The organism is Trinickia soli (assembly GCF_002879855.1).
In the GTDB taxonomy this organism is placed as follows: domain Bacteria; phylum Pseudomonadota; class Gammaproteobacteria; order Burkholderiales; family Burkholderiaceae; genus Trinickia; species Trinickia soli.
The window spans coordinates 1-26,967 of the sequence record NZ_PNYB01000034.1 but is presented as its reverse complement, the minus strand read 5'-3'; the positions used below and the strand labels follow the sequence as shown (position 1 = coordinate 26,967).

At 68.5% G+C, this 26,967-nt stretch carries 18 protein-coding genes and 1 pseudogene; 11 read left to right on the top strand and 8 right to left on the bottom strand.

The genetic code is table 11. From position 1 onward, the window contains the following. Positions 1-8 precede the first annotated feature (8 nt). The 9 genes from sctJ to C0Z19_RS25560 all read left to right on the top strand — a co-directional run bounded on the left by sctJ (position 9) and on the right by C0Z19_RS25560 (position 9,654). Complete coding sequence (gene sctJ, locus C0Z19_RS25600; RefSeq protein WP_102612644.1) at positions 9-836, top strand: type III secretion system inner membrane ring lipoprotein SctJ; 828 nt, start codon at positions 9-11, stop codon at positions 834-836. 16 nt (positions 837-852) lie between these two features. Then, positions 853-1,545: a type III secretion protein HrpB4 gene (locus tag C0Z19_RS25595; RefSeq protein ID WP_158243064.1), complete on the top strand. Its 693-nt coding sequence runs from the start codon at positions 853-855 to the stop codon at positions 1,543-1,545. Continuing rightward, positions 1,542-2,675 carry a type III secretion system stator protein SctL gene (gene sctL / locus C0Z19_RS25590; protein ID WP_158243063.1) on the top strand — a complete coding sequence of 378 codons (1,134 nt, stop codon included), beginning with the start codon at positions 1,542-1,544 and terminating at the stop codon, positions 2,673-2,675. Before C0Z19_RS25595 ends, sctL begins: the two co-directional genes overlap by 4 nt. Then, positions 2,672-4,033, top strand: a complete 1,362-nt coding sequence (gene sctN / locus C0Z19_RS25585; RefSeq protein WP_233196284.1) for a type III secretion system ATPase SctN — start codon at positions 2,672-2,674, stop codon at positions 4,031-4,033. The genes sctL and sctN overlap by 4 nt, the downstream gene beginning before the upstream one ends. A gap of 45 nt (positions 4,034-4,078) precedes the next feature. Then, positions 4,079-4,603 carry a hypothetical protein gene (locus C0Z19_RS25580; RefSeq protein WP_102612640.1) on the top strand — a complete coding sequence of 175 codons (525 nt, stop codon included), beginning with the start codon at positions 4,079-4,081 and terminating at the stop codon, positions 4,601-4,603. Beyond that, entirely contained in the window at positions 4,600-6,534 is a 1,935-nt protein-coding gene (menD, locus tag C0Z19_RS25575; RefSeq protein WP_102612639.1) for a 2-succinyl-5-enolpyruvyl-6-hydroxy-3-cyclohexene-1-carboxylic-acid synthase, read from the top strand. The genes C0Z19_RS25580 and menD overlap by 4 nt, the downstream gene beginning before the upstream one ends. Beyond that, positions 6,534-7,991, top strand: coding sequence for a polysaccharide pyruvyl transferase family protein (locus C0Z19_RS25570; protein ID WP_102612638.1), 1,458 nt, complete (start codon positions 6,534-6,536; stop codon positions 7,989-7,991). Before menD ends, C0Z19_RS25570 begins: the two co-directional genes overlap by 1 nt. 19 nt (positions 7,992-8,010) lie before the next feature. Next, positions 8,011-8,817 carry a type III secretion system export apparatus subunit SctT gene (gene sctT, locus C0Z19_RS25565; RefSeq protein ID WP_102612637.1) on the top strand — a complete coding sequence of 269 codons (807 nt, stop codon included), beginning with the start codon at positions 8,011-8,013 and terminating at the stop codon, positions 8,815-8,817. 90 nt (positions 8,818-8,907) lie between these two features. Beyond that, positions 8,908-9,654: a hypothetical protein gene (locus C0Z19_RS25560; protein ID WP_102612636.1), complete on the top strand. Its 747-nt coding sequence runs from the start codon at positions 8,908-8,910 to the stop codon at positions 9,652-9,654. 15 nt (positions 9,655-9,669) lie between these two features. On the opposite strand, the gene C0Z19_RS25555 is transcribed toward C0Z19_RS25560, so the two are convergent. From C0Z19_RS25555 to cysC, 8 genes are all read right to left on the bottom strand, one after another. Next, the gene (locus C0Z19_RS25555; protein ID WP_102612635.1) at positions 9,670-10,596 is read right to left on the bottom strand and encodes a hypothetical protein; all 927 of its coding nucleotides are present in this window, start codon (positions 10,594-10,596) and stop codon (positions 9,670-9,672) included. A 225-nt stretch (positions 10,597-10,821) separates the two neighbouring features. Continuing rightward, the gene (locus C0Z19_RS25550; protein ID WP_102612634.1) at positions 10,822-11,370 is read right to left on the bottom strand and encodes a hypothetical protein; all 549 of its coding nucleotides are present in this window, start codon (positions 11,368-11,370) and stop codon (positions 10,822-10,824) included. Between the two features lie 18 nt (positions 11,371-11,388). Further along, on the bottom strand, positions 11,389-13,791 hold the full coding sequence (locus C0Z19_RS25545; RefSeq protein ID WP_102612633.1) for a T3SS effector XopP-like protein: 2,403 nt from the start codon (positions 13,789-13,791) through the stop codon (positions 11,389-11,391). A gap of 48 nt (positions 13,792-13,839) precedes the next feature. Continuing rightward, the gene (locus C0Z19_RS25540; RefSeq protein WP_102612632.1) at positions 13,840-16,218 is read right to left on the bottom strand and encodes a hypothetical protein; all 2,379 of its coding nucleotides are present in this window, start codon (positions 16,216-16,218) and stop codon (positions 13,840-13,842) included. A 164-nt stretch (positions 16,219-16,382) separates the two neighbouring features. Next, positions 16,383-16,685: a hypothetical protein gene (locus tag C0Z19_RS25535; RefSeq protein WP_102612631.1), complete on the bottom strand. Its 303-nt coding sequence runs from the start codon at positions 16,683-16,685 to the stop codon at positions 16,383-16,385. Between the two features lie 147 nt (positions 16,686-16,832). Beyond that, the gene (locus tag C0Z19_RS25530) at positions 16,833-18,908 is read right to left on the bottom strand and encodes a hypothetical protein (RefSeq protein ID WP_146012139.1); all 2,076 of its coding nucleotides are present in this window, start codon (positions 18,906-18,908) and stop codon (positions 16,833-16,835) included. A gap of 29 nt (positions 18,909-18,937) precedes the next feature. Then, the gene (locus C0Z19_RS25520) at positions 18,938-23,830 is read right to left on the bottom strand and encodes a hypothetical protein (protein WP_102612628.1); all 4,893 of its coding nucleotides are present in this window, start codon (positions 23,828-23,830) and stop codon (positions 18,938-18,940) included. 185 nt (positions 23,831-24,015) lie between these two features. Next, positions 24,016-24,624 carry an adenylyl-sulfate kinase gene (cysC, locus tag C0Z19_RS25515; RefSeq protein WP_102612627.1) on the bottom strand — a complete coding sequence of 203 codons (609 nt, stop codon included), beginning with the start codon at positions 24,622-24,624 and terminating at the stop codon, positions 24,016-24,018. Positions 24,625-24,871: 247 nt separating this feature from the next. Here cysC and C0Z19_RS25510 point away from each other — a divergent pair, with 247 nt between their 5' ends. Together C0Z19_RS25510 and C0Z19_RS25505 are read left to right on the top strand one after the other, a co-directional pair. Beyond that, positions 24,872-26,026 (top strand): cupin-like domain-containing protein, encoded by a 1,155-nt coding sequence (locus tag C0Z19_RS25510; RefSeq protein WP_199180798.1) that lies wholly within the window; start codon positions 24,872-24,874, stop codon positions 26,024-26,026. 36 nt (positions 26,027-26,062) lie between these two features. Next, a pseudogene (locus tag C0Z19_RS25505) lies at positions 26,063-26,967 on the top strand (hypothetical protein); the annotation flags it as partial.

The following is a 26,967-nucleotide window of genomic DNA, read 5'->3' as shown; positions in this document are numbered from 1 at the left end:
TGACCATCATGCGCAAGACCTTTTCCCGCTCGCTGCTGCGCCGTGCCGCGCTCCAGGCGAGCCTGGCGCTCGCGCTGCTGCTCGCGGGCTGCAACAGCGAGCTATATGGCAACCTCACTGAGCACGACAGCAACGAGATGGTGGCGGTGCTGCTCGAAAACGGCGTCGATGCGCAGAAATCGACGCAGGATGGCGGCAAGACCTGGGACGTCGCCGTGGACAACGCCCAGTTTGCGCGCGCCATGCAGGTGCTCGGGGCAGCCGGCCTGCCGCGGCGCAAGTACGACAACCTGGGCGATCTCTTCAAACAGAGCGGGCTCGTATCGACCCCGACCGAGGAGCGCGTGCGCTTCATCTACGGCGTCCAACAGGAGCTTTCGGACACGCTTTCCAAGATCGACGGCGTGATCGTCGCACGGGTGCAGATCGTGTTGCCGAACAACGACCCGCTGGCCTCGATCGTCAAGCCCGCATCGGCCTCGGTCTTCATCAAATATCGGCCGAACGCGGATCTGGCCACGCTCACGCAGCAGATCAAGAACCTTGTCGCGCACAGCGTCGAGGGGTTGTCCTACGATCAGGTTGCGGTGACGAGCATGCCGGCCGACCCGGTGGTCCTCGCGACCAAAGCCCGGCGTGGGGTCCTTGGGCTCATCGTCGGCATCGGTCTGCTGATTTTCTTCTGCTGCGCAGCCGTGCTCTATGTGGTGCTTGCACGCAAGGCCTCGGCGGGACGTGCGGGCGGCCTGATCGGCCGCTTCTTCGGCAAGCGCGGTGCGGCGGCGGACGGCGCACCCGCGCCCACGCCCGTCGAGCCGACGATGACGGCGCACTGAGCCGATGGAGCGGACCATGAGCACTGCACCGAGCCGCATGCATGAAGGACTCGACACGCCCGTGCGTCGCATCGCTCAGGTGCTGGCGCGCTTCGAGGCGAACCGCCGCGACCTGCTTGCCTGGATCGACCGCTCGTGGCTGCCGGCCTGGGCTGAGCGGCTCGTGCCGGGCCTGCGCCGCGAGGAGGGTGCGCGGGCGCTCGCCCATGCGATCGGGCTCGGTTTGCCGCGGCTCGACGCCTGTACCGCCGACGATCCGGCAACAGGCTCGTTGGCCATGCTGAGCGTAGAGCAGGCCCTGACGATGTTGCGCGTGCGCTCGCTCTGGTTTCGCCGCAACGAATTGCGGCGTCTGGTCGGTCGCGTAAGCCGCGACCATTGTGCGCAGCTCGTCGGCACCCGGGGTGCGGTCGGCTTGCTGCGTCAGATGCAAGCCGTGACGGACGGTCCCCAGATCGAACCGCTGCGCCGCGCCGGTATGCCGGCAGTCGATACGCTCACCGCGCTGGCCGTGGCATGGGAGGGCTGGTGCCTGTTTCGCCGCGATGGCGTCTTGCCTGTCGACGGCCCGGCCGATCTGGTGCGGCTCGCGTTGCCGCGCGAATGGTCCGAGCCCGACTGGCTGGCTGGCCTCGATCGGACGATCGATGCCGACGGCTCGGTCCGGACGCTCGAGCTTTTACCTCACCTTTTTCCGGAGCGGTCATGATCCTTTGGCTTCGCGCCCGCAACGGCGACCCACATTCCATCGACGAGATCGCGCCTGATCTGCCCGCGTGCGGCGTCGGTCTCGAAAGCGACGACGATGTCGTGCGCCGCGAGGCGTTCGCGATGGTGGTCGACCTCGATGCAGCGGCACACGAGATCGAGCGCCAGCGCGAGGCCATATTGGCCGATGCGCAGGCGCGCGCCGACGCGCTATTGACCCAGGCCGAGATCGAGGCCGAGCGCGTGCGCGCGCAGGCTCAACACGAGTACGAAACGGCGTCCGAGCGCGGCTACGAGGCGGGGCGCGAGCGCGGGCTGGCCGAATGGTACGAACGCTGCGCGCGCTCGGCCGCAGGCCAGCGTCGCGTGCAATCGCTGTTGCGCGAGCGCATCGTCGAACTCGTGGTCGATGCGACCGAGCAGATCGTGCGCAATGTCGACGTGTCGGCGCTCTTTGCCCGCTCGGCCGAGGTGGTCGAGCGCCTCGTGGAGGGCAGCACCTATTTGCGGGTGCGCGTGCATCCCGACGACGAACCCGCAGCCGTCGCCGAGTTCGACCGGCTGGCCGCCATCTGGCGCGAGCGCGGTCACGGCGTCGCCGTCACGGTCATGGCCGATCGTGCGGTGGCGCGTGGAGCCTGCTTGTGCGAGTCCGATCTCGGCACGGTGGACGCGAGCCTCGACACGCAATTGGCTGCGTTGCGCGCGGCTGTGACGCGCGCCGTGCAGCGCACGGCCGGCGCTGGCGCCAACGATGCCGATCTGGTCGATGCTGGCGTGGATCTCGAAGCCCTTGGCGGCAGCGCGGCGCGACACGCCGAGGATGCCGCGCAGGAAGTCGGCAATGACGCCGCGCGTCGATCCGACACTGCAACCGACGATGAAGCCGATCCTGACGACGAATTCGAAGCGGACCGCCGCGCAGCCCTTTCAGGCGCGGGCCAACCGCAAGATCAGGACGACCCCGAAGAGGGGACTGAGGCGGAGGCCGTATCCGATGCGCAAGTGCAAAGCGAGGGGGCGGCCGGCGACAGCGAGCCTCAGCATGACCCGTACGCGATCCCGTGGCTCGGCGACCCCGAATACGACCGCATCGCACACCCCGATCATCACGCCGGAGCCCGTTCATGATGGACGACACGCTTGACGGTCTGCCCATGCCGGCGGGCTTCGGGGCGCTCTCGGCGCTTACCGACGCAATCGGTCAGGAATTGCGCGGTGGCTCGCGCGTCGAGACGCGCGGCAAAGTCCTGGAAGTCGTGGGCACGCTGATGCGCGTGACGGGGCTCGAAGTGCGGCTCGGCGAATTGTGCGAGCTGCGCGCCCCGAACGGACAACTGCTGCAGCACGCGGAGGTGGTCGGTTTCTCGCGCAACGTCGCTGTGCTCTCGCCGTTCGGCCGCGTGGCCGACATCTCGCGCTCGACGCAGGTGATCGGCCTCGGGCGGCCGCTTTCGGTCCCGGTGGGCGATGCACTGCTCGGGCGCACGATCGACAGCCTCGGCACGCCGATCGACGGCGGCGGGCCGCTCGGGTGCACCGAGCATCGCCCGATCTTCGCCGATCCGCCCACCCCGATGAGCCGCCCGATCATCGACCGCGACCTGCCGACGGGCGTGCGCATCGTCGACGGCCTGATGACGCTGGGCCTTGGCCAGCGCGTGGGCATTTTCGCGCCGGCCGGCGTCGGCAAGAGCACGTTGATGGGGATGTTCGCGCGCGGCGCGCAGTGCGACATCAACGTGATCGCGCTGATCGGCGAACGCGGCCGTGAGGTGCGCGAGTTCGTCGAACACATTCTTGGCGAGGAAGGCATGGCGCGCTCGGTCGTGGTGTGCGCGACGTCGGACCGGTCGTCGATCGAGCGTGCCAAGGCAGCGTTCGTGGCGACCGCCGTGGCCGAATATTTCCGCGACCGCGGGATGAGCGTGCTGCTGATGATGGATTCGCTGACGCGCTTTGCGCGCGCGCAGCGCGAGATTGGCCTGGCCGTCGGCGAGCCGCCCGCGCGGCGCGGGTTCCCGCCTTCGGTCTTTGCCGAGTTGCCGCGGCTGGTCGAGCGGGCGGGATTGTCCGAGCACGGCGCCATCACCGCGCTCTATACCGTGCTGGCCGAGGACGAGACGGGCGGCGATCCGGTCGCGGAGGAAGTGCGGGGCCTGCTCGACGGCCACATGGTCCTTTCGCGCGAGATTGCCGCGCGCAACCAGTATCCGGCCATCGACGTGCTCGGCAGCTTGTCGCGCGTGATGCCGCTCATCACGACGCGCGAGCACATGGATCGGGCAGGCCACGTGCGGCGGCTGCTCGCCAAACACAAGGAAATCGAGACGCTGCTGCAGATCGGCGAATACCGGCCGGGCGGCGACCCGCTCGCCGACGAGGCCGTTGCGCGCATCGACGCGATCCGCGCTTTTCTCTGTCAGCGCACCGACCAGTTCTCGTCGCCGCGCGAGACGGCTGCCGCACTCGCGGCGCTCGCGAACTGAGACCCGAAGGCCGCCGATGATCGTCGCAAATGAAGAGCGCGCGCCATGAAAGACAGACGACTGTCGGCCTTCGGCCTGATGCTCGACAAGCGGCGCCGCCTCGACCGTGCGCTGCGCGAAACGCTTGCCGCGCAGCGCACGGAGCTCGAGCAGGCCGAGGGCCTCGCGCGCGAGAAGCAGGCGGCGCGCGAGGAGGCGAATGGGGTGCTGAACGGCTGCGACCACCGGATCGAGGCGATGCTCACCGGCCAGGAGGCGATGTCCCTGCCGCATTTCAACCAGTTGCGCGAGTACCGCGTGGTCCTCGTCGAGCGCGTGACGGCCGCCGAGGCCGAGCTGCGCCGGGCCGAGGCCGATGTCGCGCGTCGGTGCGAAGAGATCGCCGATACGCGCGCGCAGATCGTGCGCAACGAAGGGCAGATCGACGTCATCGAGCGCCGTATCGAGAAGCTCAAAGCCGAGGCGGAGCGCGAGGAAGAGGATCGGCAGGACGACGAGATCGAGGAAATCATGGTTGCGCGGGCGGTTCGGCTGCGCGCAACTGCGATCGAGACAGGAGATACGGTATGAACAGGTACGATGGCGCGCTTGCGGCAGCGGTGGAGGCCCCGTCGCTCAACGGTGTATGGGTCGCGTGCGTGATCGAGGCGCTCCTCGCGCATGGCGTGCGCAATGCCGTGCTGTGTCCCGGCGGCCGCGCGAGCGCGATGTGTCTGGCCATGGAGCGCGATGTGCGGATGAACGTGGCGCTCGTGAGCACCGACGAGCGCAGTGGCGCGTTCGCCGCCCTCGGTATGGCCAAGGCACACGGTGCGCCCGTGGCGGTCGTGACCACGTCGGGCTCCGCGGTGGCCAATCTGCTGCCCGCACTTGTCGAAGCCGAGGCGAGCGGTATTCCGCTCGTGGTCGTCAGTTGCGACCGGCCGCGTCATCTGCGCGGCACCGGCTTCGGACAGATGGCCGACCATCTCGGCGCGACGGCCGCGGCGACGCGCGCGCAGGCCGATCTCGACGACCCCGTCGATGCGCCCGAGGCGGTCATGCGCGCGCGGCTGACGCTCGATGCGGCGCTGAGGCAGATGACAGGGAGTGTCAGCCCCGAGCCGAACGGTTGCGGGCACACGTCCGCGCGCCGCGCGGCACCCGGTCCGGTCCATCTGAACGTGCCGTTCGCTGGCGTGTACGATGCGCTCGAAACGTTGCCCGTCTGCGGCGCGACGGTTGCGGCCCTGCGTGCGCCGCTCGATGGCGAGTGCGACGCGCGCGCGGATGCGCACACCGCGGCCAATGCGACGAGCGATGCCTGGAGCAGCGACGACGCTTCACGCCTGGCCGCGCGTATCGGCCAATTGCGTGCGCAACGGCGCGCGAATGGCGAGCCGAGCGAAACGTTGGCCGCGGGCACGTTGAACGGACTCATCGTTGCGGGGGCCGAGCCTGGCGCGACGCGCGACGCCATTCTGGCGTTTGCGGCGGCCACGGGTTATCCGGTGCTGGCCGATGTCGGCAGTGGGTTGCGTGCCCATCCGTCCGCTCACGGCGCGCAGACAGCGCCGGCTGCGGGCGCGCTGATCCTCAATCCGTTCGACGCGCTCGCATCGCGCGCGCCGATGTCCGATGCGCGTTGCGAACTGATCGTGCGGTTCGGGCTGGCGCCCGTGTTGCCGACGCTTCACGAATTCCTGCAGGCGAACGCTGACGTGCCTGTCGTGAAAATTGCCGCCTGCGCCGACGAACGCGATTATCTGCACCCGGTACTCGATCCTCGCGATCTGCTGAGCGGCGTCGATGCGCCCGCGCTGCGCCGGCTCGGTGAGCAACTTTGCACCCACGTCGGCGTGGCGGGCGAAGCATGGCGCACGCGCTGGGCGGACAGGGCGGCCCATGGCATGCGCGCACGCCATGCCTGCGTCGCGCAGCTCGCGTGGGGCGAAGTGTCGGCCACGCATCGCCTGCTCGATGCCGAGGGGTTCGCGTTCGTTCACGTCGGCAACTCGATGTCGGTGCGGCACGCCGATATCGGCTATGACGTTCGCACGAGTCCGCAGGATCTCTACGTCAGCCGCGGCGTGAGCGGCATCGACGGCACGCTCTCGACGTTCCTCGGCGAGGCGCTTGCGCGCCGCGAGCCGGGTCTGCTGCTCGTGGGCGATCAGGCGCTGCTGCACGACCTCGCGGCGCTCGCCTGCGCACAGCGTGTCGATGTGCCGGCGTGCGTGTGCATCCTCAACAACGGGGGCGGGGCGATCTTCGACTACCTGCCGCTCGCGGCCGATCCCGGCTATGCGCGCACGATCCGCAACCGCTATGGCTTCGACTGCGCGGCGCTCGCACAGGGGTTCGGGCTGCGCCATCGACGGGCCTGCTCGCGCGTGGCGCTCGACGAGGCACTCGCTGCGGCGCGCGGTCACGCCGGCGTGACGTTGGTCGAACTCGTCGTTCCGCCGCATTCGGGTATCGCGCAGATGCACACGCTCGCGCTGGCTTTGGGAGCGACGTGATGGGACGCCTTCTCCGATCGCTTGGTACGCCGCTTTCCAACGAGGCGCCTCGCTTCCCGTACGTCGAGCAGGAGCGCGCGGGCGCATCGCCGCTGCGCGTGGCGGGCGCGGCGGCCGATCCCGTCGCGGCGTCGTGCGCGGCGCTCGAACGCTATGCGCATGCCGAAGCACCCGACGAAGTGTTCCTCGCCGACATGCAGTGCCGCATCGATGCCGCCAGCCGGCATGCCGCGCGACCGCGACGCACCACCGATGACGCGCTGCGCGTGCTGCTGTTGAGCTACAGCGGGGCCGGCAATACCGGCGCCGATCTGCGCACGATCGAGACGATCGCGCAGATCCAGGACGTGTTCGCACACCGGGTCCCGCGCATCAAACTTCTCGCACTGGGTGCCCTGTTCGATCATCGCGTGCTCGCGCGCGTGAAAAAGCTCGATTGGCCGCTGCCGTACCTGCCCGATGTGCTCGCGGCAGCCGTGGCCGAGGCTGACCTCGTCCTCAACGTCGAAGGCTCCACTTACACATCGAAGTTCTCCGATTCGCTGGCGGGCATGCTGATCGGCGGCGTCGCGCTTGCGCACGCACAGGGATGTGCGGCCGTTTCCTATGGCGTCGACAGCGGCGCGATGAGTGCGTCGCTGCAAGTGTTCGTGCGGCGCAACGCGGAGCGCGGCCTTGTCATCTGCCGCAACAGCGCAGCGTGTACGCAGTTGGCCGAACTGGGCGTGTCGGGCCAGCGCGGCGCGGACGCCGCGTGGCACTGGCGGGCTCGCGAGCGGGAGACGGCATGCGGGCGCGTTGCAGTGCTCTGCGTGAACAACCCGTTCTGGTGGCCAGTGTACGCCGATGCGCGCCGGGCGAGAGCGCTCGATGCGGCCGGCAGGGAATCGCCGCTGCGTTATGGCTCGCTGCACTTTCATAGCTGGAATGCGGCGCGCGAGTGCGCCTACGAGTCCTATCTGAGTCGCTTCGCCGCCCTCGGCACAGCCTTGCGCGAGCGCGGCTACGAACCGGTGATCGTCGGCATGGAGCGGCTCGACGAGGCGGCTTGCCACGATCTCGCGGCACGGTTGCCGTTCGCGGTGCGCATCGTGGCGCGCGGAGAGGCGGACCTCGAAGCCGTGGCCACCACGGTCGCGCATGCGGACTGCGCGGTGACGACGCGCTATCACGCGGCTGTACTGGCCGTTTCGCATGGCGTGCCGGTTTTCGGGCTTTCGATGGACGAGCGCATCGACCGGCTGCTCGACGAGGTGGGCCTGGGCGACTGGCGTGGGCGCTGCGATGACGACGGCTCGACCGCGCGCGCGCTCGAACGCATCGCCACGCTCGACGACGCCCGCGAGCGGGCGCGCATCGTTGCGGCCTGCGAGCGCTATGCCGGCGCCCAGCGCGCCGTGTTCGACCAGATGGGCAGGAACCTCGCCGCGTGGGTCGAGGCAATTCATTTCGGATGACGACGGAGCCTGGCGCCCCATGACGCAAATGTTCTTGCAACTGCCCGGGCTGAACGCCTCGGTGCTGGACTTCCTGACGCTGGTGGCGCTTTGCAGCACGCGTCTGATGGTCGTCATGAACATGTTTCCGCCAACGGGCGACACGATGATGCAAGGCGTCACGCGCAACGCCACCGTCATGCTCTGGAGCACCTTCATCGCTTACGGACAGACACCGTTGATCCCGCAGCTTCATGGTGCGGTGCTCGTGGCGATGGTGGCGAAGGAGGCGGTCATCGGCCTCGTGATCGGCTACGCGGCGTCGCAGATCTTCTGGGCCGCGGACAGTATCGGCGCTTATCTCGATGACGTGGCGGGCTACAACAACGTGCAGATGAGCAACCCGACCAACGGACAGCAGACCTCGATTACGTCGACCCTCCTTTCGAACTGCGTCATGACGGCGTTCTGGCTGCTCGGCGGCATGACGTTCCTGCTCGGTGCCGTCTACGAGTCCTACCACTGGTGGCCGCTGGCGAGCGCGACGCCAGTGCCTTCGAACATCCTCGAGACCTTCGCGATGCACGAGACGGACTCGCTGATGCAGATCGTCGCGAAGATCGCGGCGCCGATCACGGCGATCCTGGTGCTCGTCGACATCGGCTTCGGGTTCATCGGCAAGAGCGCGCAGCGGCTCGACTTCGGCACGCTGAGCCATGCCGTGAAGGGGTTGCTTGCGGTATTGCTGCTGGCACTGCTCATCGGCGTGTTCATCGACGAAGTACACAGCCAACTCGCACTGACCGACATCGGCCCGCAGATGCGCGCACTGGCGGGACAGCGGTAAGGTCAGGGCGCGCCACGCTCGGGCGGCCAGGCCGAAGCGCGTATCGACGCGGCCGACATTTGGACGCAATCGTCATGGAAAGGCAACCCTATGCTAAGCATTTCTTCGTTATTTTCCCGACCTTCGACGCCGGACGTTACGGCCGAAGCGAAACGCCAGGCCCAATCGGGCCCTGCCCACAATCGTTCGCAAAGCGTTCGGGCGTCCGACGGCAGCCCGGTGCTGAAGCGGCTGCTCAACAGCGTCTCGTTTCGGCGAAGCGCGGGCTCGCAAACGCGGGCCGCCGTGCGGTTGCAAGCGGCGGCACCGCAACAGGACTCCGTTGCAGCGGTACGCACGGACAAGGGCAAGTCCGCGCTAACCATGCTTGCGCGCACGAACGCACCGAAGCCTCGGACCGCGCACGAGGCCGGCCAGCGCGCTGGCGACGGGGCTTCGACGTCGGCTTCGGCGCCGCGCCGGCCAGCGCTCGTCGAACTGATGCACGCGGAACGCGAGACCGAGACGACCCGGTATGGCATGGCATTGATCCGCGGGCCGATTCCGAAAGTCCGCTGGGCCGACGGCATTCCCGAGATCGATCGAGCCGAAAAGGTGGCAGGCCTTGCGAGCGGGCAGCATCCTCCCGTTGCCCGTAAGGTGCCGGGCGAGGACTGGCAGGCAATCAACGATCAGGTGGGAAGGAACAAACGATACGAGAAGGTTTTCGGGGAAGGGTCCCTGCCGATCGAAGACGACGATGCGACGGGCGAGCCGGTGATCAACGGGCGACCCGGGAAGCCTGCGCTCGATATGTCGTCGATCTGGGCGCAGATCGAGGACGACGGCGGGCTGTAGTGTTGGCGATTCGATCTATCGCAACTGTTTCGACAGCTTGGCCAATTCGCTTTGCAGCGATGAAAGCTCGGCTTGAATGGCGCTCAGCAAGCGTTGCGCTTGTGGGCGCACGCGCTGCGTCTGGAACGCGGCCCAGTCAGCGCGTATCGCCTTTTCGTAGCTCCGCAGCTTGTCCTGCGGGGCCGCCCCGAGCTTGTTGCTCTCGCTTTGCTGCAGCAGTTGCTCCATCTCGCCCGCGAGTCCCTTCAACTCCGCGTATCGGGCGGACAGGGCGTTCGCCACTCTGCGCTTGCCCTTTTGCGTGAACGTGGAGAGCAACGCCGTGCCCCACGATATCGGAGACGGGCCCGAGGCGATTCGATTCGCCGTGTTGATCGCTCGTTGCAATCCAGCGGCGACCTTCGTGTGGTGGGCCACGATGTCGTCGAGCGGATCGGTGGCCGTGCGCGCGGGCTTCTTGCGCAACGGTGCCTGCGGCGTATCGATGAGACTCTGTTTGCTCGTATCCATGCCGCCCTGGTTGGCGTCGGGCTGACGCCGGAAGATGTCGTCGAGTTCGGCCCAGTCGTCGTGCTCGGGCGCTGCCCGTGGGACGCTCCTCGTCATCCAATCGCTGAACGACGGCTCGCGCGTCAAGCGCGGGCCGTTGCCGCTCGTACCGGCGGGCGGCAGCGGTGGTGGCTGCCGGTCTGGTTCCGCTTTGCCGTCGCCGCGCGCCTGCCCAGTGGACGGCTCGGGTGTGGCGTCGTATTTCGCCGCGCTCTTTGCCGAGCCGGAGCCGCCGCGGCGGCCGAGGGTCTTCAGGTTATCCAACTGGCCGCCCGCGCTCGGCAACGCACTCGAGCGCAGTCCTTGCCCGGCGGCAGGTGCCTTCGACGGTTCGGGCAAGCCGAGGTCGATACTCGCGGGAACAGGCGGAAGGGTGGGGATATTCACTGCCATGGTCGGAGGTCCGTTGGGCAAAAGCTGATCAAGGGGAATCGATTCGACTGTAGCGCGCCGGCGCGTTCGGCGGCGCAACGCCGCGAACTGGCGAGCGACGAGGCGAAGGGGGGAGCCCGCCTATCGCGAATCGTCGGCTTCGAGCCGCATGGCCATGACCGTCATGTACGGCTCGTCGAGCCGCGCGCGGCGAACAAGCCAGGACGATCGATCGCCGGTCACCGCTCACCGGCGCTGCTTCGAGCGCTTCGATAGCTTGTGTTCAACGGCGGCCAACTCCGAGTAGACCGCCTGGAGCCAGCGTTGCGCTTCGGGACGCCAGCGCCGCGTCTGCGCGAGAGCACGGTCGGCGCGCAGCGCTTTCTCGGAGCGCTGCGGCTGTTGCCTATCCTCCGGGGCCGCACCGCGCCGGCTCGGTTCGCTCTGATCGAGCAGGCGCCGCAATTCGGCCGCGAGCCCTACGAGATCCGCGCGCTGCACCAACAGGCGGTCCGTCATGCTGCGCCGGCCGGCGCGCGTGAGCGTTGCGCGCAATGCCTGTGTCCACGACAGCGGCGGGCTCGTGGTGATCTGCCGGGCCTTGCTGACCGCCAGTCGGAAGCCGACGGCAAGCTGTTCGTGGAGGTTGGCGGTGTCGCCGAGCGGATCGGGCGTTGCGCGCGACGGTGGCAGGCGAGCGACGGGGCTATGCTCCGCCCCGTCGTTGCCCGCGGGCTCAGCGGAGCCGAGCTTCGTATCCGGCGGCAAAGACGAAGGGCGGTTGCTGTCGCTCATAATCGGAAGCGTCTTCGATCAAATGCGTTCGCTGGCGGTCGTGCGCGCGAGCAGTTCTCGGCACAGCGCCGGGGCAATCTTGCCGCGGTGGACGACGACCTTCTCATGGCCTTGCCTCGCGCGCGCGTCCTGCCATTCGCGGTTGTAGCCGCGTTGTTCGTCGGATTTGACGTGAGCGACGGCGAAGAGCGTGTCGGGTAGCGTGGCCAGTTCCCGGGCATGCACGGCGCGCTGGGTGTGAATGTGCAGCCACATAGGGCGGGGCATGGCGCCGTTGCGCAGGGCCGACGGCTGGAGCCTGAGCTCGAACAACGTGCCGGGCTCGCCGCTCAGCGGCGTGGGGGCGGCCGGCGCCAACGCGCGTTCGGCGAACAGGCGTTCGACATGTTCCTGGATCGGAAACGGATAGCGTTTCATGTGCTCGACGGTGTCCTCCGGCAAGCGTGCGCGCAGCGAGCGCGTGAGGCCTTCCGCCTGGGCCCGCATCGGACGAAGCTGCTCGATCTTGCGATGGAGATCGTCTGCCTCGGCGGCGCCGAGTCCCCAGCGTTGGCGCGGCACATCGAGCACGTCCAGACAGGCGCGCATCGCACCGGCTTCGTTCGCGAGGCGTTCGATCACGTTCTCGGTGACATATACCGCGTTTTCGGGCGAGAGTTGCCAGCGCGCTTGAGAGACCTTGCGCTGCTCGGCAGCCAGATCGAATGCGAGCAGCGCGTCCAGGCGTGCAAGCCGGTCAGCGATTTCGCCCCGATCCGGCGGACTGGCTGCCGCCGAGGAGTCAGCCGCCAAAGAGGCGTCCGTTCGAGCCTGCTCGCTGTTGAGGAGGATGTAGGTGCCGAGCTCGGTACGCGCGAGACCCTCGGCGCGAGGCGCTTCGGGGCCACCTTGCAGGCCGGCCGCGTCAAGGGCTGCGGAGGTCTCACGCGAGGCGTGCGGCGCCGGCCGCTGTCCCTGCTCCCCCAGATCGCGCGCATCGAGCGTCTCGCGCGATTCGGACTCAGGCTGCGATGCGGGCCCGCCCCGGCCGGGTTTGCCCTTGGCTTTCTTGCCTTTGCCTTTGGCTTTGCCTTTACCTTTGCCTGCGCGGGCGGGTTGCGAAGACGAAGCCGCTGCGGCAGCGTCGAGTGTGAGGGCGGCCGGGACGGCGCGCGCGTCGGGCGCGGGAGCCCGCTGCGGCGGACGCGAGAGTTCGGCCAGCCGCAGGGCGTCGTTCGCGACCAGCCAGGACAGTTCGATGAGCGGGACGCTCGCATCGAGAGGCAATGCCGCGAAATCGGGATCGTTCCGATGGGCGGTCAACGACTCGTCGAGCGCCGCCGCGAACTCTGTGAGCCGCGCGATGAAGCCGTCGAGCACGATGCACGCACTCTCGGCGAGCGGCTCGCGTGGCTCTCTGGCCCGCCACGCGAGCAATTCGTCGCGGACCGTTTGATAGGCGTGGAAGATGTCGGAGTTGAACGTCTCCATCAACGTGAGCAGGCCGCTCTCCCCATACAGTTTTTCGGCCGCGCAATCGTCGACGGAGAGGCTTGCCACGGCCAGATGGATGGTCTCGCTATCGGCAATGGCGCGCATCACGTTGAGCCGGCTCGAGAAGGCGACCACCGCATCGATGCGGCGGTTGGCCTCGTAACCTGTGCTGACGTCGGCCGGCAAGTACGGCAGATTCGTTCCAAGCGTTGCATCGATGTCGAGCAGGTGCGCAGCGGCGGTAGCTTGCGTGCCCCAATATTCGACGAACGGTGCCCGGTGCGCCGACAACGCGCTCGCGCCGACGCGCAATGCGGCAACCTCCTCCTCGGGGAGCTGTCTGCCCGACGCGCGGATCGTCGGCAAGTGGCGCCAAAGATCGGCGAGGCTCTCGTTGAACCGAGCCAACTGCGCGCCGTAGGCCGTCGTCGACAAGCGGACCATCTCGGGGTGCACGTAGGACATCACGCTTTCGTAGATTTTCTCCAGCTCGCTGTCGCTCAGCATCCGGATCGCTTCCGCGCGCGGCAGGCCGGCGCGGTGCAGGAACAGCGCCGGGCTGGCCTCGATGATTTCCATCCTCGTGCGTATCGCCCAGTCGCTGGCGCCACCGTGTACGGCGGACGCCTCGGCGTCGAGTGGGCGCCACTCGGCCAGCTTGTCCCGGACAGTCCTCACGAGCGCCGCCCCGGCCCGCTTCGCCGCGATCCCGCGATGCGAGCCCGATGCGCCCGGCAGCGCAGCGCGCGGCGCCGGCGCCCCCGTGGGCACGCTCTCCGGCCGCTGCCTCAGCGACAGGCCTCTGAGCGGTGTCGAAAGCGCCGACGCAGTGTCAGTCGACGTCGCCTGTGTCGGCGTGAGGTCGGCCGTGCCGCGCGGCCCGGCCGGGCTGGACGCGGCGGCCGTGGGCGAGGGCGGCGGCGACGAAGAAGTATGGGATACGTCCATGAGCGGATTGGGCGCTAGATCATTCGGCTGGCATGGCGAACCGGCCCGTCAATAGGGCGAGACCCATGGATGCAGATGGCTGATGCGTGCGCCTTCGCCTTCGGCCCAATCGATCGCATACTGGCTCGTGCCGGTGCGCGAAGGCGGCGCGTCCGCCGCATCGCTTGCGCGCACGCCATGACCGATCGTTCGGCCGTGGTCATACAGCGCATTGATGCGCCCGCCCGGATGGCGGCCGGCGATTTCGTCGAACGCCTTCCGCGTAGTGGCGCGCAGGGCGGACTCCGGCCTGCCGAGTTCGTGCTCGCCGATCTCCGCGATCACGCGCAGCAGGTCCACGCCCGAGCGAAAGGACCCCGTGCGCGCGGTCCGGTTGTCGTGGCGAACGCGGGCGCGCATCTGCGCCGGCGTCTGCGCGACGTGCATCTTCAGCGCACGTCCAAGCGCCGTAGGCGAGATCAGGCGCGAGAGTGCCGGGTCCGCAAGCGCTTCGCGCAAGCCGGCCTCGAGCTCCCGTTCGAGCGAGGCCGCTTGCTGGCCGCGCGCCGCGCTTTCGCCGGCGCGGCGGCGCTTGTGCGTGCGCACGCCCTGCATGGTCTCGTGCGCCTCGGCGAGTTGACGCTCGATGCCCTCGAGTTCGTCGGAGGCATCCATGTGCCTGGCGCTCAGTGTGGCATGCATTTCGAAGGTCTCGCGGTGCTTGTCCGCGTATTCGAGCACGGCGCCTTGCAGCCGGCTCACGACGATTTCGAGCCTTTCGCGATCGGGGCCCACGCGGCTCGCCGTAGCGGTTTCGTCGATCGCGGGCGCTGCCGAAGAACGGCGCATCGGCGTTTTCGCGAGCTGCGCGCGCTCGGCGCCGAGCTGCTGGATCATGCCGTCGTAGACGGGAGGCAGTTTTGGCGCGACTTGCCTGCCCATCTTGTCGATTTCGTCGTTTTGCGCCTTGGCCGGATCGATGGCTTTCAGTTCCTCGGCGAAGGTCCGTTGCGCGCTCGCCAGCACGCTGGTAAGGGCGTCCTTGTGTGTCCGGAGATGCTCGGCCACCAGCTTGAACTGCTGAAATGCCCGCCTCGCACTCTGGCCGCGATAGACTTGGTCGTGGACCTGCAGCTCCTTGGTCGGGGAAGGGCCGGTGCCGAACGCAGCCATCATGCCATCGGCTTCTTCCAGCAGCCGCGTCGCTGCCGTTTGCGCGAGCCCGCTTCTGTCGTCGACGAACGGCCGGTAGCCGGGAATGTGCTTCAGCGCTGTGAAAGGAAACTGGTGTTCGAGGTTGACCCCGATCAGATAGACGGCGATCTGACGAACGACGCCCGTCTTTGCCATGTCCGCAAACGGCTCCACTTCGAGCTGAGACATCAGGTGGAAGAAGCCGGCCAATGCCTGCATCGCGTCGGTGCTACTGGCGTGCGCCCCGGCGGCGTCTTCGATGCGCCGGAATGCGTCGTCGGCCGCGCGCTTGAATTGCTCGCCCGGCGTTGCCGATCGGTCTCGTCGGCCGGTGCGCTCGGGCGTCCAACTGTCGAGCCAGGCTTCGATGCTGCGCTCGAGTTGCTCGTTGACCGGGTTCGCCTGCTTGCTGAAGAGCGACTTGAACGAGGTTTTCGCGATGTCCGACGCTGTGGCGAGCAGCGACCACGTGCCGAGCTCCTTGAGCTTGTCCCGGTTCGCCACCGCCAGCGCCTCTTGCGCGACCGCTTTGCGGCTGCCCTTGAGCAAACGGATTTCGCTCTCGAGTGCGCTCATGCGATCGGGCACGGTGGCAGCAGCGGCAGCCGGACGCGGCCGGGCCGGCGCAGCGGGGGCGGGGCCCGCTTCGTCGAGCTTCGCCTGATATGTTTCGAGCAGGTCGACCTTGCGCGCCAGCGCAACGCCATGGCGCGCCATCTTCTCGAATGCCGTCTTGCATTGTTGCGCCAGCACCGACACGTCCTGTTGCGCGCTCCCGTGCTTCGCTTCGAGCAGGTCGATGAGCTTGCCGACTTCCGCCTCGGATGCCGGCTGTGCTGCCTCGGCCTGCCCCGGCTCGGGCGGCCGCCTCAGCGCCGCGATCTGCGCTTCTTTATCGCCGAGAGCCTGCGCGCGCTGGCGCACCGCCACGGTGTCGGCATGGGCCGGTGCGGCAACCGCATGCCCGAGCGCGGCATGCAGCGCCGTTTGCCGGTGCGGCGGCGGCGTCGATGAACTCGGGCGAGCGAGCTTCGCCAGCGCATCGGCCTGCGGCTTGCGCACTTGCGAGGGGCCGGCCTGGCTGGCGGGGCGGCCGGCCTGTAGCGACGAAAGATGTTCGAGCCTGCCGCCGGGGGGCGCACCCGGTGTACTCGACGGCTGCCCGCGCGGGCTGTCCTGGCGGACGTCCTGGGCGCTCTCCGACGGGGTGAGGTCGGGCGGCGGCGAAGTCGGGCTGACGGTTTCGATTCCCATGATGGCTCGGGCGTGCGTGTGGTTGGGCCGCTGCGTATGCGAAGTGTCGTCGCAGCGCGGATTCTCGGTGTTATCTGCGATGCTAGAAAGGCAGGCCGCATCGCTTGCGGACGAATGCGAAGGGGCCGCTAACGATGCGAAGCACGGCCCGCCTCTCGCGGCAATCAGTTGTTGCTGCCCGGTTTGGACATGGTGCTCTGGAACGAGTCGAAGATCTGGAAGGTCATGCCCATTTCCATGCCGCCCATCATCATCTGCTCCATCTGGGCAATATCCGCCTCGTTCATGCCCATGAAGCCGCCGGTGATGCCGTTCATGACACCGCCGATAACGCCTTCGGCATCATTCAGGACTGTTTTGCCCACACCTTCGGCTCCATGCAGGACCTTCTTGCCTACGCCTTCTATTGCATGCCCCGCCTTGCTGCAGTCATGCTTGACGCCATGCCAGAAGCTATGCCATGACATGATGGTTCTCCTTTAATGAATTGAGAAAGCGGCAATCGCCGCGCTTCGACGGTAGCGGGCGTTTCGCATCACGCAGGGAATCGATGCGAAGGCATGGGTGGTCCTGCGAAGCGTGGTGCCAGACGGATGGCGAGTGCGGCGCGCACACTAGTCTCGTCGCATTCGCAAGGCCGCGATCAGTGCCTCCACGCCGGCATAGGCGAGGGTCGCTCCGATTACGGGCGCCGCGGTGCTCGGTCCTGGCGCGAGGCGCAGGCCAAGCGCATCGTCGAGCTGCGCTTCGAGCTGGCGAGCCCATGCCGCCGCCGTACCGTGCGGCAGCGCGCGCGCTATCTGATGGAACGCTTGCCGGCCGTGAGCGCCCGCTGCATGGGCGCTCAGACGTGTCGCCACGAACGCGAAAGTCGCCGCGCGCGTGCGCGGGTCGGCGTCAGTCGCCTCGTTCGTGCGAAACGCCATCAGGCGCGCCTCGTCCTGCAGGGAAAGGCCTTGGAGCAGGGACGCATCCCGTGCCAGCACTTGCGGCGGTACGCGCGTCAGCAGGCGGAGCCGGGCCTCCTGTATCTGCTCGACGAGATCCTCGTCGAGCGGCCCGGCCTCGTGGCGGGCCAGTGCCTGCAATGGACGTTCGAGGCTGGCGTCCGGCAGCGCATCGAGCGCGCGCACGACGATCGTCAACATCCGCGGCACGTCATGCTGGGGAACGTCCAGCTCGGCCGCTCGTTCCATCAGTTCCTCCAGCCGCTGCGCGGGTATTGCCGCCAGCCTGTGTGGCTCGAGCTGATTGGCGAGCAGGTTCAGTGTCTCGTCGCGCAGGCGCGGATCGTCGAGGCGGCGCAGCGAAGTGAGGATGCCGTAGGCAATGCGCCATCGCCCTTCGGCGCTCGCGTGCTCGAGCATGTCATCGCGATGCGGCATGCCGGGTGTGCGATGCAAGACCATGTCGAGCACCCGCCGTTGCTCCTCCGGCCGGCTGAAGAGCGCGATCGATTCCGCGAGGCGGGCCAGCGTGAGGTCGCGCTCGGCACCCTCGAGATACGGCAACTGTGTGTCGATCAGATCGAGGATGCGTTGTTGCGTTGGAATAGGCGGGGGCGTGTATTCGAGCGCGGAGATCAACGACGTGACCATGACGTGCGCGGCATTGGACGGTATCGGGCTCAACCGGCGCGCTTCGTCGAACAGCATCGGCACTGTCTGCGCGAGCCCTTCGTCCAGACGTAGCGTGAGATGCCGCTCGAGTGCGTCATGTCGCCGTCCTTCGGGTAACTCTTCCAACTGTTGCCATGACATGTACGCGGCATCGCCGATCGCCTCCGCGAGCGTTGCGAGCGCGTCCGCCCTCTCGCCGAGCGGCAATGCGTGGAAACGCTGTGGCGCAAGCGCCGTCTGGGCCAGCCGAAATGCGTGGTCCAGCGTGCTCGCAAAGGAAGATGCGCCGATGATGTTGCGCACCGCGCCGGCCCGCGCACTCGGTCCGGCCTGATCGAATTGCGCGAGCAACTGTTCCTGCGCTTGTACGAGGGCGTCACGAGCCTGCCGGGGGATCCGGGCATTCACATTCAGTTTGACGGCCGCGGCGGCGCCCGCCCGGAGCAGCCAGCCCGAGCGGTCGACGACGACGTCGGCACGCGGCACGCCATGGAGCTCGTCCATGCCGGCCTGCGCGAGGGCGTGCATCAGCACGTCAGGGTCGCGATTTCGCAGCAGGTACCGGCCGGCCGACTCCGGGGACATCAGCTTCAGGTACCCGTAGCGCTCCTCCGGCGTACAGAGCAGCGCGTCGAAGAGCCTGCGCTGGCTCGGTGGCTGGAGCCGGGTGGCGATGTGGGCGATGGGGCCGCTGCGCAGGAACCGCGCCATGGGCTGACGCCGGATCATCGACCATCGAAACACGTGCATGGCCGACTCATCGCGCCAAGGTGCGGCGCTTGCCGGTGCGGTATGGGGCACGCTCGGCGCATCGCCATCCGATACCGTGCGCCGTAGCCGCTTGAGGGGGCGTTCGCCGCCGTCGCCCGGCTGCGAGGCGCTGACAGTTTGCCTCGCGGTGGTGCGTCGTGCTTCGGACAGGCCGGCCAATGCGGTCAGCGGCCCGCCGATCGCCGGCGCGCGTTCGGCCGCGGGCGATCGTGCGGGCGTGGAAGGGCCCGCCCCGGCGCCGGTTTCGGACGGGGGCTGAACAGGGGAGCCGGGCGAGGCCGGCAGGTTCAAATCGATCATCGAGGTTCGGTCGGTCGTGATAAGGCGGCTCAGGCGGCGCGCCGCTCTAGGACTGCACCGCGCTGAGCGCGCAAGGCATCGAGGCGCCCTCGCGCTTCGCCGCGTTCGATAGCGCCCTCGGTGTCGGGGGATAGGGCCCGCCCATGCCGCAGCAGCAGAGCGCGGCCGACATCGGATTGCCGAGCATCGGCCAACGCCAGCGTGTCGACTACGCGCCGCAGCAACGCCGGTGGAAGCCGGGGGCTGCCAACAAGGCGTTCGAAGAGCTCGGCGAACTGTTCCTGAAATGGGGCTTTCGGCAAGGCGAGGAAACGCTCGGCGATGGTTTCGAGCGCGACGCAGACTTCCTCGGGCCGGCGCGCCGGATCCTCGAGCGCGGCGCGCAGCGTGCTCAACCCGCTCCCCATACGGTTCGTGCCTTCAGCGGGCAAGAAGGTTTGGTCCAGCCCGGGGCGCACCACCTGCCCGGCGCGGTAACGTGGCGCGCCGAATTCCTTCGCGAGCGCCTCCAGCCCGCGCCCGATTCCCGCGCCGCCTCCAAGCCGGATCGCGAGCAGCCGCTGTCGCGGCGCGGCCTGCGCGAACCCGCGGAACAGATCGTCGACGATCGCGCGGCGCATGGCCGGCGGCGCCTGCTCGCCTGCGATGTGGCTCAACACGACTTCCTGCAGGCGCGGATCGAACGTCGGCAGTGCGGACGAAAGCTGGCTCGCGGCTTCCTCGGGTACCGCAATCTGGCTCGGACCGCCCGCCCGTCCCCCGGCGCCCGGATTGGCTTGCGCGGCGATAGCCGAGAACAGCGCCAGCGTGTCGCGCTGCGGCGAGCCCGGCTGCAACTGCCTTGCGGTCCTGTCCCAGGACGCGAGGACGGCGGCCGCTTGCTGGGGTGGCAGCGTCGGCAGCCGCTTGAGTTCGGCGCTCAACACCTGCGCCAGCGTGCGCGGCTGCAGCGTACCCGCCTGCGCGATGAAGCCGTCGATCAGCGCCTGAGGCAATACGGCGGTGTCGCCGAGCACGCTCGAGACGAGATCGGATGCGCTGTCGGCAGGCAACGCCCGCATCCGTTCGAGCACGGCCGCGATGATCCGGCCACTTTCCGCTTCGCCGAGCGTCGCGCGCATCGCCTCGTCCGCGACGGTGCTGCCGATCAGCTTGACGGCGGCACTGACGAAGGCGCCGGGCTCGCCAAGCCTCCTGACGAACGAGAGCACGGCCTCACGTCCGGCCGGCATGGCCTCGTCATAGGCGTCGAACATATCGTTGATCGCCGCCTCCTGATTCGTCGCGTTCAGGCGGGGCCACACTTGCGCATGCAGTTCCAGGAGTTCGCGGGCGTCCTCGGGCCGGGCGCCGGCAAAGTGGGACAGACTCGTGGCGAACGCCAGCAGCGGCAGTTGTCCTATCGCTTCGCGCACGCCATGCTGAGCGGGAACGGCGGGTGCGCAGGCCAGCAGGACAGATCGCACTTCGCCGCGCGCCTGGGCGTCGAGCGTCGGATAGAAAGATACGAGTTGGCGCATCTGATTGGCGGCGTCGTGCACCGGCGCCGCCGCGGCCGCGCGGTCCTCCATCGTGTACTGCGCCGCTGCTTCGCGGACGGCCCCCGGGACCGCGCGCAGCAGCGCGATGGTCTGCGACACCGTTCGCCGCATGACTTCGGGCTCGACCCTGATGCCGTCGCGCAACGCCTCGCGAACGAGCGTATTGAGCATCACCTGCTCCCGTCGGCCCGAGCTGTTCAGCGACTTGCTCGCAGCGGCGCGATGAATCGCCGCGAGCGCTGCCTGCCGCTCGTCCTGGCTCAGGCTGCCGACGCCTGCGGCCAGCAGATTTTGCAGGTAGCGCGCCGACGAGAGCCGGCCGAACGGGCTCGAGGCGGGCCCCGTCTTGTCGCGGATCGCCTGCGTCAGCGATCTTGCGACGGCGGCCCGCATCTCGGGATCCTCGCCGAACACGGCGCTCAGGCGCCGGTCGCGCGCGTGTGCGTCGCCACCAGTCGGCAGTGCGCCGCGCACCATGCACGAGAGCGCGCGCGTGAGGCTGTTCGCGTCGGGTTTGCCGCCCGGCCGGGCGGACGCATCGAGCAGTTGGCGCAGCAGATCGCCATAGACGGGAATCAGTTCGACCGGCGCGGGATCGCCCTTATCGACCGTCTCTTTGAGCCGACGCTCGAGCGTCTCGAGTACCAGTTGCAGCGCTTCGTCCCTGGGGCTGCTGCGGCCTTTGACGGTTTCCAGTGCATAGCTTGCGGCATGGATCATGGCAGCCGGCGGGAACAGGGAACTGCTCAGCACGGAGCGTTTCTTGCCGCGGGTACGCGCGATGTCGGCGCCAGCGCTGCGCTCGCCGCTCCACGCCAGCCTCGAGGCAAGCAGCTCCCGCAGCAGGGCGGTAGACTGTACGCCGCGCAGGCTGCGCACCGCCACCCCGATCGAGTCGAGTGCGTGCGATTGCGCCGCGTCGCTACCGCTGAACCGGCTCGTCGACAACTGCCCCGTGACTGCGATCAGTTCCTTGGCGAGCCGCACCCGGTCCTGCGTGAGCATATGCGGCTCGGTCATTTCGCGCAGGATTAGTCCGAGCACGTCGCTGACGGTTTGCCGATCCCCCGATGCATGGCCGAACTGCGGCAGTTGCGCTGCCATGGCCTGCAGCAGCTCGAGGCGCTGGGCGGAGCCGACGACAGGCCGATGTCCGAGTTTGATCTGCTCGTCGTCGCGCTCGAGCAGGTCCTTCACGAGCTTGACGAAATGATGGCGATGGCCGCGCAGTGCGGCCATGTTCGACGCCTGCTTGATCAGCTGGCGCAGTGCTGTCCGGTTGTCGGTATAGGAAACCGTAACGTCCGCGCCCCCCGCTGCGCGGGTGTGGCGAGAGATGCTGCAGGCCTTGATGTAGTTCGACACCCAGTGGTTGCGCTGGGCGCTGTCGCCCAGCCATGCCCCGAATGCCACCGGATCCGAGGGGAGCTTAAGCTGATCGAGTGAGACGAAGAGACTGGTCGAGCGCCGCTGCGCGATCGCCATTGCCGAGTGCCGGAGATTACTCCCTCCATAGCGGCTGTCTCGGATATCCCAGCCGTCATCGAGCGTGCGCGCGAATCGCAGCGCCTCGTCGCGGCCGAGCGAGCCCATCACGTCGCCAAGCCGATCGAACAGCGCGACCCGCGTAAGCGCCGCCGTGCCGTTTTCGCCGTAATCGTCGGTGCCGAGCGTAGCGTGGACTTCGCTGGTCGTCGGCGCGTCGACCCGCAGTGCGCGGCTGGTCAGCGCGCGGGCGAGCCGGCTGCGCTCCGGGCCTTCCGCGGGCGCGAAGTGCATAGCGACGCGAGCGAGTTCGATGCGCGTGTCGAGCGGCGTATGAACGCCCATCGCATTCGTCATCACGCGCTCGATCAGGCGACCGAGTTCGCGATCGCGCGCGGCAGGATTTTGCGAATTGCGGGCAATGCTGGCCGCGAGCAGGGGCAACTGGCCCAGCGCGTGCCGTTGCACCGCGAGTTCGGCCATGCGAGCTTCGATGGCCTCATTCGACACCGGTGTGTGTGCGGTGGGGGTGAGCAGCGGGGAGTGGGGCGGCAGCAGGACAGGCGCGGCCGCGCCCGGCGGGGCTTCGCCCTCGAGCCAGACGAGCGCGTCCCCGGCGGCGTCGAACAACGTACCGAGCGCATCGTGCGTTGCGCCTTGAGGGCAGGCGGCGCGCAGCGTCACGACGGTTTGCACGGCGTCGCTCAGGACCCGCGAGATGTCGACCGCGCCGCCGCCCAGATGATGCAGCGTGGCGCGATCCCCGGCGTCGGCCGCGCCCATCAGCGCGCGCAGGTCTCGCGCCGTGTTCGAGGCCAGCGAGGCCAAGCCCTCGAGCACACGCGGATCGCCGCCGCCTTGGTCGAGTTCGAAAACGGCGGGGTGCAGTTCGCGCAGCGCGGCCACGTGCCCCAGCACGGTTGCTTCGGGCGGCAGCCGATGTTCGGCAACCGCCTGTGCGACGCAGCAATGCGCCACGTCCGACTCCAGCGTCGCGAGGGCCGTGCGCGCCTGCTCGATCATCGAGCGGGCGGCGCGCAGGACGGACGCTTCGTCGTCGTCGCCATCGTCATCATCATCATCGAATGGGCCGAAGGCCGTCTCGATCGTGGCAAGCGCCGCGTGGAGCTGGTTCAGATGCGCTCGAGCGCCACCGGCGTGTTCGAGCAACGCGTGCAAAGGCAACTGACTGCCGGAAGGGCCGCCGGCATCGAGCCTGCCCACGTGAGCGGCGACGAGTGCGGCCATCGAGCCCGCACGCGCGGCCTCGGCCGCTTCGCATGCGCGGTGCGCGGCCTGCTGCGCGAGGGCCAGGATGACCGCGGGATCGTTCGATGCCAACTGGGCGCTCAACTCGTCTCCGGCGAGCGCAGGGGCGGACGACGACGAGGCTTCGCCGCGCGCTGCGTCGTTTGCGCTCGATGGGCCGCCGGGCCGGGGCGCGGCGATTCCCGCGACTTGCTCGACGAGTGCGGTGGCACTCAGGGCCTCGTATCGGCGCGGCGTGCCGCCGGGTACCTGCGCGAGCGTGAGCCGGCCGTCGTGTGCTGTTTTCAGCGTGCGCTGGCGGGGATCGTAGAGGCGCGGTTCGTCGAGCGGATTCGAGTCGACAGGGGGCGCATGCTGGGGCTCCGGGCCGTGTCCGGCCGCGTAGGCGTCTTGCAGGGCCTGCGACCAGGTCGAGCGCCGCCAGGCGAACGCGAGCGGCGAGCGCCTGCCTGCCGGCGCCGCTCGGCCTTGAGCGCCCGGCAGGTTCCCCAACGCGCCGTGACTGCGTGCGGGCGAGTTCGAGAGCGGCGTGCTCTGCGAAGGCGCGCCCCGCGGCGCGGTGGTTACGGGCGGCGTTTCAGCCCGCGCGTAGGGGCTGCTCGTGGAACTGAGCGATGAAGGGCGCATAGGACGGGAACCTCTTGTCGGCGCTGCCGGGATGCCCGGCGGCGTAATCTGGTTTGCAACGCAACCCATGCTAGGGACGTTGCACGACAAGAGGCCGCCATCAAGCGAAATTGGAATGCGCAACGCGAAGGCGGGGGGCAGGCGAGACAGCGCATCGATCGCTCCGTCACCGTGATTGGGGCGCCTCAGGCCGCGCGCGCGGCGTAACGCAGACTGCCGCGTTGGTCGATGCGGTTGAGCACGATATCGATACAGGGACCGAGATCGATACGACTCGTGTCGAGTACGAGGTCGGGGTCGACGGGCGCCTCGTAGGGTGCGCTGACGCCGGTGAAGTCCGGAAGCACGCCGCGGCGGGCCTGCCGATAGAGCCCTTTGACGTCGCGTCGCTCGCACACGTCGAGCGGTGTCGCCAGGTGGATTTCGACGAAGCGCGACGGGCCGACGATTTTCGCGGCGAGTGCGCGGTCCGCGCGGCGCGGCGAGACCAGGGCGGCGAGCACGACAAAGCCCGCCTCGTTGAAAAGCCGGGCGACCTCGGCTGCGCGCCGGACATTCTCGCGGCGTTCGAGATCGCCGAAGCCGAGATCGCGCGAGAGGCCGCGCCGCAACTGGTCGCCGTCGAGGACGTAGCAGGGTCGCCCACGCGCCGTGAGGCGCGCGGCCAGCCCACAGGCGAGCGTCGATTTGCCGGAACCGCTGAGGCCCGTCAGCCAGATCGTGTGCGCCGACGCGGCGACGTTTGCCGGATCCGCTGCCGTAGCGGCCGTGAGCCTGGAGTCTGGGTCGAACATGGATATCTTCCGGTCGGGGTGAGCGTAGAGCCAGCATAGGAGCCGCTCGCGGGTGCTTCGCCCCGGCGGGCGAAGCCGTGTCGTGAACCGCGAAAAATTCGCTCGCCGTGCGCGCCGGCTCGTGGCCTGGGCCGATGCCTGGTTCGCCGCTGCTTCGCACCCGTGGATGAACGTTCGCCGTGCGCGCGGTGAACGGGGCGGCGGACGTCTATCGTCCAGTTTTATCGAAACCTCGCGGATGCCTCGAATGGACGCCATGAACCTCGCCGTTGCGCCGACGCGCGCCGCACGTGCGTTGTCGATCCTGCCCGATGCGACGCCGGAACTACTCGAACTGAGCATCGAGCGCGTGGCCGAGCACCATCTGCCGTGCATGGGGCTGCGCCGAGTGCGCCTCGTCGTCACCGGCGAACCGGTACGGAGCGTGACGCTCGAGATGGGCGAGACGCTCGTTGCCGTCGCCGACGACATCGTGCCGGACGCCACCGTGACGTTCGCACCCGAAACGCTGCGTGCGGCGCTCGACGCACCGCGCCTGTTCGATGCGCGCATTCCCGAGTTTGCGTCCGGCATCCGAATCGACGGGCACGAACTGACGGCGCAGTATCTGCTGCAGTTGCTCAAGCGCCCCGAGCCGCGCGTGCTTACGCGCTTCGGCTATGCGCACGAGCTTGCCCCGCGCTGGCTGGAGGATGTCCCCGAATACGACACGCCGGATCCGGCGCGTGTCGTCGAGTCGCTGGTCGCGAGCATGCCGCTGTGTCTGCGGGGCGTGCTCGACTGGCCCGCGCTCGACTGGTCGCTCGATGAGCTGATTGCGCGCCATGGTTCCATGCCGCTGCGGCATGACAGCGTTGCCGGCCGTCCCGAAACGCTCGGCGATTTTCTCGGGTCGTGGCGCGGCGCCGCGGCCGGCGCCGACGCGCCATATTCAGCCGGCTGCCCGCTCTCGGCGCAGTTGGCCGCGCTTTTCCCGTTCCCGCTGTTTGCGGCTGGCGCCTATCACCCGGTCGCCCAGCTCTGGGCCGGCGTGCGCCGCGAGCATACGCTCGTCACGCCGCTGCATCGCGACATCGCCGCCTCGTTTCTCGCGCAGGTGCATGGCCACAAGAAGTTGCGGCTCTACGCCCCATCGCAGCGCGACCTGCTTTATCCAATCGATGGGTTCAACACCTATCAGCCGTGCTGCGTCGATGCGGCCCAGCCGGACCTCGCACGCTTTCCACGGTTTGCGCAAGCCCGGCCGATCGAGGTGACCGTCGGGCCTGGCGATCTGCTCGTGATTCCGACGGGTTGGTTCCATTGCGTCTGGGCGCTCGACGACGTGATTTCGGTCAGCCGCTTCATGGACGATACGTGGGCCGTGACAAGACATGCGGCTGTTCAGCGGGCATCTGCCTGACCAGCAGCCCCGTATCCCCAACGAGGAACCTTACTCATGCCAGACGATATTCGCATCGGCTCGCACATGCCGGCGATCGATTCACCCGCCAGTACGCCGTCGTCACCTGCGTCGCCTCACTCGCCACCCGGATCGCGGCCCTCGCCGCCGCGCCCGAGTTCGACTTCGCATTCGGCTTCGTCGTTTGGCCGCCTCGATCATCTGAGGGACGTCAACGCGGCGCGCACGCAACGCGCTAACGCCTCGCCGCGCGCGGGCCGGACGAACGGCACCTCCGGCGGCGCTCATTCGCCGCCGGCCACACCGCCCGCCTCGCCGCGCGCATCTCAGACGCCGCACGATACCAGGTTCAAATACGGCAGGCATGATGTGCCATCGTTCAAGCACCCGCATTTCTTCGGCTTCCCCCGGCCGCTGCGCACCCGCTTTTCGGCCCCTTGGCCGCAAAGCGGCGACAACGAGCATTTCAATCGCGGTTTCAACTGGGGGGCGAGCGGCGGCTTCGGTGGCGGCTTTGGCGGCGGCCTTGGCGGCATCGGGCGCTTCGCGCTGCCTGCCATGGGCATGTTCCTTGGCGCGGACCTCGGCATGATGGCAGGGGCAGCGCTCGGGGCGGACTTCCTCATGCCGGGCTGTTTCATGCCGGGCCTCGACTTGGGGCTCGGCCTCATGGGCGGGGCGGCGCTCGGCGCGCTGGGCTGGGAGGCCGGCCGGATGTTCAACCGGTTTTCGGGCGGGCAATCGTCCGGCAGCGCATACCAGGCCCACTACACGCATCCGCCCTACGGCGGTGCCGCGGAACTGCCCGCCCAAGGCTATGCGCAGCCTTATGGCCCGCATCCCACGCCGTACGCGGGCGCAATGCCCGTGCAGGGCTATGCTCATCCGCCGCAGTACGCGCCGACCTATCCGGCCTATACGCCGTATGCGCCGTATCCCGC

What these genes read in the sequence shown, in the direction of transcription:
- sctJ (WP_102612644.1), top strand. Translation starts at nt 9, where the DNA reads ATGCGCAAGACCTTTTCCCGCTCGCTGCTGCGCCGTGCCGCGCTCCAG.
- C0Z19_RS25595 (WP_158243064.1), top strand. Translation starts at nt 853, where the DNA reads ATGAGCACTGCACCGAGCCGCATGCATGAAGGACTCGACACGCCCGTG.
- sctL (WP_158243063.1), top strand. Translation starts at nt 1,542, where the DNA reads ATGATCCTTTGGCTTCGCGCCCGCAACGGCGACCCACATTCCATCGAC.
- sctN (WP_233196284.1), top strand. Translation starts at nt 2,672, where the DNA reads ATGATGGACGACACGCTTGACGGTCTGCCCATGCCGGCGGGCTTCGGG.
- C0Z19_RS25580 (WP_102612640.1), top strand. Translation starts at nt 4,079, where the DNA reads ATGAAAGACAGACGACTGTCGGCCTTCGGCCTGATGCTCGACAAGCGG.
- menD (WP_102612639.1), top strand. Translation starts at nt 4,600, where the DNA reads ATGAACAGGTACGATGGCGCGCTTGCGGCAGCGGTGGAGGCCCCGTCG.
- C0Z19_RS25570 (WP_102612638.1), top strand. Translation starts at nt 6,534, where the DNA reads ATGGGACGCCTTCTCCGATCGCTTGGTACGCCGCTTTCCAACGAGGCG.
- sctT (WP_102612637.1), top strand. Translation starts at nt 8,011, where the DNA reads ATGACGCAAATGTTCTTGCAACTGCCCGGGCTGAACGCCTCGGTGCTG.
- C0Z19_RS25560 (WP_102612636.1), top strand. Translation starts at nt 8,908, where the DNA reads ATGCTAAGCATTTCTTCGTTATTTTCCCGACCTTCGACGCCGGACGTT.
- C0Z19_RS25555 (WP_102612635.1), bottom strand. Translation starts at nt 10,596, where the DNA reads ATGGCAGTGAATATCCCCACCCTTCCGCCTGTTCCCGCGAGTATCGAC.
- C0Z19_RS25550 (WP_102612634.1), bottom strand. Translation starts at nt 11,370, where the DNA reads ATGAGCGACAGCAACCGCCCTTCGTCTTTGCCGCCGGATACGAAGCTC.
- C0Z19_RS25545 (WP_102612633.1), bottom strand. Translation starts at nt 13,791, where the DNA reads ATGGACGTATCCCATACTTCTTCGTCGCCGCCGCCCTCGCCCACGGCC.
- C0Z19_RS25540 (WP_102612632.1), bottom strand. Translation starts at nt 16,218, where the DNA reads ATGGGAATCGAAACCGTCAGCCCGACTTCGCCGCCGCCCGACCTCACC.
- C0Z19_RS25535 (WP_102612631.1), bottom strand. Translation starts at nt 16,685, where the DNA reads ATGTCATGGCATAGCTTCTGGCATGGCGTCAAGCATGACTGCAGCAAG.
- C0Z19_RS25530 (WP_146012139.1), bottom strand. Translation starts at nt 18,908, where the DNA reads ATGATCGATTTGAACCTGCCGGCCTCGCCCGGCTCCCCTGTTCAGCCC.
- C0Z19_RS25520 (WP_102612628.1), bottom strand. Translation starts at nt 23,830, where the DNA reads ATGCGCCCTTCATCGCTCAGTTCCACGAGCAGCCCCTACGCGCGGGCT.
- cysC (WP_102612627.1), bottom strand. Translation starts at nt 24,624, where the DNA reads ATGTTCGACCCAGACTCCAGGCTCACGGCCGCTACGGCAGCGGATCCG.
- C0Z19_RS25510 (WP_199180798.1), top strand. Translation starts at nt 24,872, where the DNA reads ATGGACGCCATGAACCTCGCCGTTGCGCCGACGCGCGCCGCACGTGCG.